Annotated in this window: 5 protein-coding genes; all 5 read right to left on the bottom strand. The window is 39.8% G+C overall.

What is annotated here, in order from left to right; all coding sequences use genetic code 11:
• Nucleotides 1-413 precede the first annotated feature (413 nt).
• Entirely contained in the window at nucleotides 414-650 is a 237-nt protein-coding gene (locus ACTQ34_RS16985) for a hypothetical protein (RefSeq protein ID WP_441364812.1), read from the bottom strand.
• Nucleotide 651: 1 nt separating this feature from the next.
• A complete protein-coding gene (locus ACTQ34_RS16980) occupies nucleotides 652-843 on the bottom strand; it encodes a hypothetical protein (RefSeq protein WP_441364811.1) in 192 nt (63 codons plus the stop codon).
• 766 nt (nucleotides 844-1,609) lie between these two features.
• Nucleotides 1,610-4,546, bottom strand: a complete 2,937-nt coding sequence (locus ACTQ34_RS16975) for a hypothetical protein (protein WP_441364810.1) — start codon at nucleotides 4,544-4,546, stop codon at nucleotides 1,610-1,612.
• A gap of 40 nt (nucleotides 4,547-4,586) precedes the next feature.
• Nucleotides 4,587-5,051 carry an S-layer homology domain-containing protein gene (locus tag ACTQ34_RS16970; RefSeq protein ID WP_441364809.1) on the bottom strand — a complete coding sequence of 155 codons (465 nt, stop codon included), beginning with the start codon at nucleotides 5,049-5,051 and terminating at the stop codon, nucleotides 4,587-4,589.
• Between the two features lie 1,223 nt (nucleotides 5,052-6,274).
• The coding region (locus ACTQ34_RS16965) for a recombinase family protein (protein ID WP_441364808.1) at nucleotides 6,275-6,924 on the bottom strand (650 nt) is incomplete at its 5' end.

Raw genomic sequence — 6,924 nt, 5'->3', positions numbered from 1 at the left:
TGCCGCAGTTTTCCTGCGTTCCGCTACGCTCCACTTCGGAAAACTGCGCTGTATTACCATGCTTTTCAGATTTTGGGTGTTTCCAGACTGCACATTTCTTGACATTTCCAAACCTTGTGGAATTAGGTTTACACCTCCAAACATAATTTATTTGGAATTTATTTCTTCACACTCCCCAAATCACATCTTTTTTCTCGATTCATCAACAAATAATTATCCATCCAAATTCATAATCTTTGGTTAATCTATCTTAATTACTTTTGATTTGGTTTTTTCATATTCTAGGTTATTTTTAATCAACATACCTACACCGTGGTCATACTCTATTGTTTTTAATAATGATGATAGTCTATTAAACTGCTACTGCATCATAAATATTGCCTTTTTGCACCGACAACTAGCCCGAGTACAGCTCAATTATAAATCCCTAATATCCTCCCATACTCATAGTAAGCCGAAATAACAATATCACGTAAACGAGAGTTCAGCATATCATTTGCGCCCTCGATGATGGACAGGCTTGCAAGCAACTGTCCAGAATTATTATCATACAAATAATATCCACCAGCGACCCGCCGAACTCCAATAAACTGTAAAGCCCTCTTTGGAATCTTACCTGATGCCTTAGCAGCTGTTCCTAAATCTCTCATATCATCTGTCCTCCTTAATCTGTATCGTTTTAACCAATTTTCCCATTGTCATAATGGTGTTGGCAATAGCATCTTTCATAAGTTCTGTGCTAACTGCGTCCCCATTTGCATTTACCGAAAGATGAATCTCTCGATAAACTTGATTGCTATTTTCGTCGTATATTTTTACTGAATCTGATGTACTGATAACCATATCATTTCTCCTTAAATTTTTATTTACTTATATATTGCATCTATGTATTTTTCATAGTTGTCTATAATATCAGTACTGTAAGAACCATCATTCAGACAGTATTCATTTTTTACTTATTATTTATAGTGCTGGCGTATTGTTCATCAGCTTTTCAGATTCTATAAATTCCAAATGCCATACTCAACAGCAAAAAAAATAACACCCCGGCAGGAGTGTTCTTCTCATATCCCAATAAACATTCGTTTCATAAAAGTATTAGCCCAAATAAACTATGCTGCAATCCTATCAGTGTATCTACCCCCCAATATTCATGGCTCATTTGCTTTTAAAGTATTTCGTCCATCTTTTTTTCCATCAAATTTTAATTCTAATGTTCTCCGTACAACGCATAGGGGAATGCCGGACAATTTTACAACTAGTTCAACCGTCCCGATCAGCAACGCTGTTGCATTTTTTCAAGGGAACCATCTGTTTTTTACACATTTTCTGACACTTAATCACTTGCCATGCATTTTACTTTTGATGCTGAATTGACAACGTATACCTACAATGCATCAAGAAATTTTGACACTGTCCATCTTCAAAATCCATACGGGTATTGGAAGTATACGTCCTATCCTAACACCTATTGTTTATCCTCTAAACACCTCCTGCATTCCGCACTTCCGAATGCTGCCACCTGCCCATAATGTCATATTCACAGGCAAAAAAATAACACTCACGCTTGAGTGTCAACCCCTTTAAACTTATAAACCTCATCCCCACATCACAAGAGGAATAGGACAATAGAAAGCGTACGATTCTTTTCTTCCTCCGCTAACTTCACATCTCCCTCAGCCTTTTCATATTGCTTACTGATGTCATGGTATTCATTAAGGGTATTGGCAAAGGCTTGGTCACCTACACCACCCGCTTGAGCACCAAACGTGTTTACAAAGGCTGAAAGGTTTCCAGTATCATAATTCGACTTACCCTCTGTAATCGTGAAGCTATCCATGTAGAAGCTGTTGTTATTGGCATTGCGTGCTCCAGCTGGCTTGATGCCTACCATGTTTTCACCTAATAGGTTCTTAACTATTGGAGCACTCGTAGCTTTACCACTACCAGTTGTATCACCATATTTATAAGATGCTATGGTCGGAATGTCCTTGCCCCTCCAAATTACATACCAGTAATTAGGGTGCATATCATAAGAACCACCTGCATCACCCCTGTTAAACTCATAAACATTATCTTCATCATAAGACATAAAGCCTGATTTGTTACCCATTATATCTGATTTAACAGGCGTGGTGTTACTACTTACAAACCGCAAGAAACTATCTTTACCTATGTGCTCATTACATGAATGCCCACTACAATCTTCATCACCACAATAGTGGGTTTCAGAACCCGTAATCGCCGCCCACTGGAATGTAATCGTTGGTATTCCGCCTATATCTTTTAAGGACTTTAACCAACTAATTCGCTTCTCTGTGAGACGAAGGGAACCGGTTTGTGGTTCTTCCTCTTCTTTCTCATACTTGATAAACAACTCACTGTCTGGGTCTACCCACTTGTCTGGGTCTACCTTGTCTGGAGTAGTACCAGAACCATTTGTGACGTGCTGCTTAGCTTCATCATAAGTCGGGTACGGCTCAGGAGTATTAGGTGTTGTATCTTCAATGATCGCCCAATCAACTACCTTGTACTCATCTTCATCAGTTATGTCATAGGGTTCATCCTTAAAGACTGTTTCTGTCTCAATGCGCTCTGGCGTTGAATCACCCTTGTTATAATACATCTTTGTGACGTTAGTAACATCCTGCTTGACATACTTGATAAATAACTCACTGTCTGGATTCGACCAGTTTGTTGGTCCCAAAGGTCCAGTTGTTGTTCCTTCATTCTTGTCACGCTCTGCTTTGTGCTCCTTAACTTCCTCCCATGTGGTATAAGGCTCAGGCTCCTCTAGAGTATCATCCGCTACGATAACCCACTCAGTCATTTTATAACTCTCTCCATTGAGTTCGTCGTTCTTGACTTCATAGGTGTCAAAGGCAGATATTTGCTCTGTCTTTATTTCAGTTGGCTCAGTAGCATCCTTATCCTCAAAGTACATCTTCGTGACATTCGTCATTCTATTCGGAATTGGAAACTCATCGTCATATAGTTCTATTGATGGCGGGGGTGGAATTATAAATGGTGCTTTGTAATACAAGAACACCGCTTGTAATTTGTCTGCACCCTCACCATACTTTGCTATTAAACCACCAGTTTTAGTTTGCTGAATATGCTTTTCATCAGCCAACTTGGAGTATTTTGCATTTTTCTCTGTGGTGAGCTGTAACTCGCGGGATTCATACCAATTCTTGATATCATCATCGGTGAACTCTGGGTCTTGGAGAAATGCCTTAAGCTTATTGGTTACGCCCGGCCAACCCATTTCTGCGTCGAAGAATTGTAGGCTATCATCCTCAACCTTTAAGTAACCACCAATTTCTTCCTTAGCCGTCATATAACCCTCAGCTAATTGATATTCACCCTCTGTCGCTGGTGCTGTGTATTCCGTTAAACTCTCCGAATTGAAACTCTTTGCATTATCCGCTTTCCGATTAAACACCTCTCCATAATACTGCTCCATTTCTTCGCCTGTGAGTGGTGTTTCTGTTTCGTCACCTTTGACTATAACTGTTTTACCATCAGATGCAAGTGCTAAACCTGCCCTGTCAAGGTCTGCTTCAGTCAAGTTGTAGTAGTAATTGACTACTGGGAGCGGGTTCTTCTTTATTGCTGTGAACTCAACAATACCTGCACCAAATTTCTTGGTGATTGTACTCGAACTTGTTCCCCAGAAATCTGATATGCTATTTGCACCAGAAGTACCATCCAACTTAAGCATTGGCCAACTCTTTTTAATGTACAGACCATTCGCTGCGTTCTTGTAAGGTGTCTTGATTATAGCCTTTAGTGCATCCGCACCTTGCTCGCCTAACTTCAAACCCTCACGAACTGTTGTTGCTATATCTGTGCCATTAAGCGTTACGTATATACCAGGCTCCAACAGGAAGATGAATTGACCGTATGTTTCATTCCCATTTTCGTCAATGTAGATACCGTTTTTGATGTTACTTACTTTACCTTGGCTCGGTCCACCATCTTCCTCAGCAAACTTTGATGCATTTTGAACAGCATATAACATCTGGTTCAATACGCCATCATCTGAAAAATAAGATTCTGCATTAACTCCATTTGCCTTATCACCAAATAAGATAGGGAATGGAGTTCCTTTGCTATGCGTATTATTTGTGATTGGCAAGTACTCACTTTGAACTTTGTATTGGTAGTTGCCAAACTTTAGCTTCTCACCTGAGTTGTATGCCACAGCAGTGTTACCTGTAACATTAAACCCAGGCTTATTACTTTTAACAGAGAAGTCACTTGATTGATCTATTGTTCCACTTGGATTACATGCAGTACTGCACATATCTACAGAACGCCCTACCTGCACCACTGGACCTTTTTCCCAGTCCGCATTTTCTGCAAATAACAAGGTTACACGTATGAATGAATCACCATTCCAATACGTTTGACCACCAACACCGATTGTTCCTCCGCCACCACCTTGGTTGATGTCAGTAGAAGCACTTGCGAATGTGAATAACATTGTAAACGCTAATAGAAAGCTAGTAAACCGTGTTAACAGTTTTCTATGAGCTGACATTACATATAAACCTCCTTTGTATGCTGTATAATTGATTTTGTTACGGCGGTGCTCTCACTACCATTGCTTTATCACTTCCTATACCACCCTCTGCCTCTGCCTTTGCAGACATTTGCTGCGCCAATTCATTAACCTTGTTTTCTCCACCAAACGCTCGAATCGCCATAGCAGCAAATTCCTGCCTTGTAACATTATCCTTAGGTGCAAACTTATTGTTGCCTACACCCTGTATAATGCCCCGGCTCGCCATGTCATTGATAGCATCTACCGCCCAACTAACCTCAGACAAATCAGTAAAGGATGTGGCTGCTCGGGAAATCGGTGCCGCTGCGGAAATCGCATCTACATCCCCAACCTCCATCACTATACTTTCATCCGTATTGATTAAATCACTCACACCTTCCGAACTTAACGCAAACGCCGATACCGTTGTCTGCGCTATTACCGCTACCACCACTAACATCGGTATCACTATTCGCTTCATCTTAATAAATTTCGTTTTCATTTATAAATGCCTCGCTTTCATTATAATTTACACTACCTTAATGATATAACTTCAATATTTCAGCTGTATCATGAGCGTCAGTGTATTTCCATTATATTGCCGATTTACTGGCATTACAAGCCATGATTTCACATTTTTCCCCTTGTTTTTATCTCCACATTTCCAAGCCCCATTTTTAACTATAGGTTCTATTTTTCAACACTTCTAACCGCTAATTTTTCACCCCTTCAGTTACTTTCTCTATTCCTGCGCCTGCCTATCGTATTGATAATGTTTACTTCTCATCCGTAATGCTTCTTTTCTCAAATCCCGAAATAGGTTAGCGAATTATATAAGGTACCATGCAAACTTACATGCTGCTGCGTACTGTATATAAAATTCAATCTGCTATCTTATATAATTATCATATAAAAACACATGCTATTGTTTATTATAGTTATAATTCCATATGCTATTTTTTCAACTTATCTGCTGTATTGCAATCTGTAGAGCTATCTTTGCTGTCTTTCTATGTTATCGCTCTAAAACATCATGCTGCTTGTGCCATGTATAATGGGATTATTCGTAATGCATCCGCGGGGCTTTCTGTGCTTCGCTCTTTTTTGTCCAATGCATAATAGTTAACTCTATCTCCATTCAATTTCAGGGCATTTTCAGCATATATCCCCGGGAATTAGCTGGTACTTTTATTCAGGGGGAGGGGAGAAAATAGGTTCGCAAATTTCTCTACCAATGCACCGTGACCTGATTACACTGATTAGGCATTTTCCAATATGCCTTGAGAGGACATAAACAAAGTCACCAGAATGCTTCTGGTGGCTCTGATGCTTTTGTTTTTTTAGCCGAGTTGGTCAGATTTTGCCCGAGATAAACCTCTATTTATCATATTTTTCTACTGCTATCAGCCGTATTGACCTGTTTCAGATTGGACTTGAAGTCATGCGCCAATATAAAATGTTCCTTTTCCATGCCTTACCATCACTGGTTATCCTTTGAATTGCTACGCTGCGTGTTTTTTCAAATGATATCCTAAAATCATTTACCCTCGTGATACCTAAATCAACTCACTTTTTCAGCATTTTACTGTAAGAATTTTTTCGCCACTGTACCAGTAGACGTATCGCTATCAATTCATCAATGTATCCGCACATCTCGAACTCAAAAATTTTTTTCACCTGCGTAGTGGGCGCAATGTATTCATATTTTTTACTCAATGCTTTATATCAAAAATCTATTGTTTGGTTTGCTTGATATGTTTTTACTCTCCTATAGAATGTAGCCCTACTGATACCCAAAAGCTTTGCGGCCTGCTCCGATGTTATTTTTTCTTCACACCACTGTTTATAAATAGCTTCAAAGCCTTCTATCGCTTTTGGCTTACGCCCCTTATACTTCCCGGATTGCTTTGCAATTTTAATACCTTGCATCTGCCTCTCCAATATTTGCTTTCGCTCTAATTGTGCCAAGGCCGCTAACATACTCAGAAAGAATTCCCCGTACTGATCTGCGGTTGTAAAAGCTGGACTAAGACATATCAAACTTGCCTTTTGCTCTTGGATTTTATCCACGATTGTCAGCACATCACGAAGATTTCTTCCCAATCTATCTATGCTCAAAACCGTAACCGTGTCTCCTTTGCGCAATTGATTAAGCATTTCATTTAGTGCTACACGCGTTATATCTGCACCAGACGCCTTATCCAAATAAACCTTATCGTAGTTATCCTGCTTTGCCTGCTCTATCTGCCTTGCTTCATTTTGGTCTGTTTGGAGTGATACAATAAAACCGCACACCCAAGGTGGTATAATGAAGAACAGAAAGGGTGTTGAAGATGGGACAGAAATACAGTGCAGAATACAAGGCAGACGTGCTG

This window comes from Agathobaculum sp. LCP25S3_E8 (assembly GCF_052117165.1).
Taxonomy (GTDB): Bacteria; Bacillota; Clostridia; order Oscillospirales; family Butyricicoccaceae; genus Agathobaculum.
Note: the sequence above shows the minus strand (reverse complement) of the source record. Positions and strands in the feature narration are given on the sequence as shown.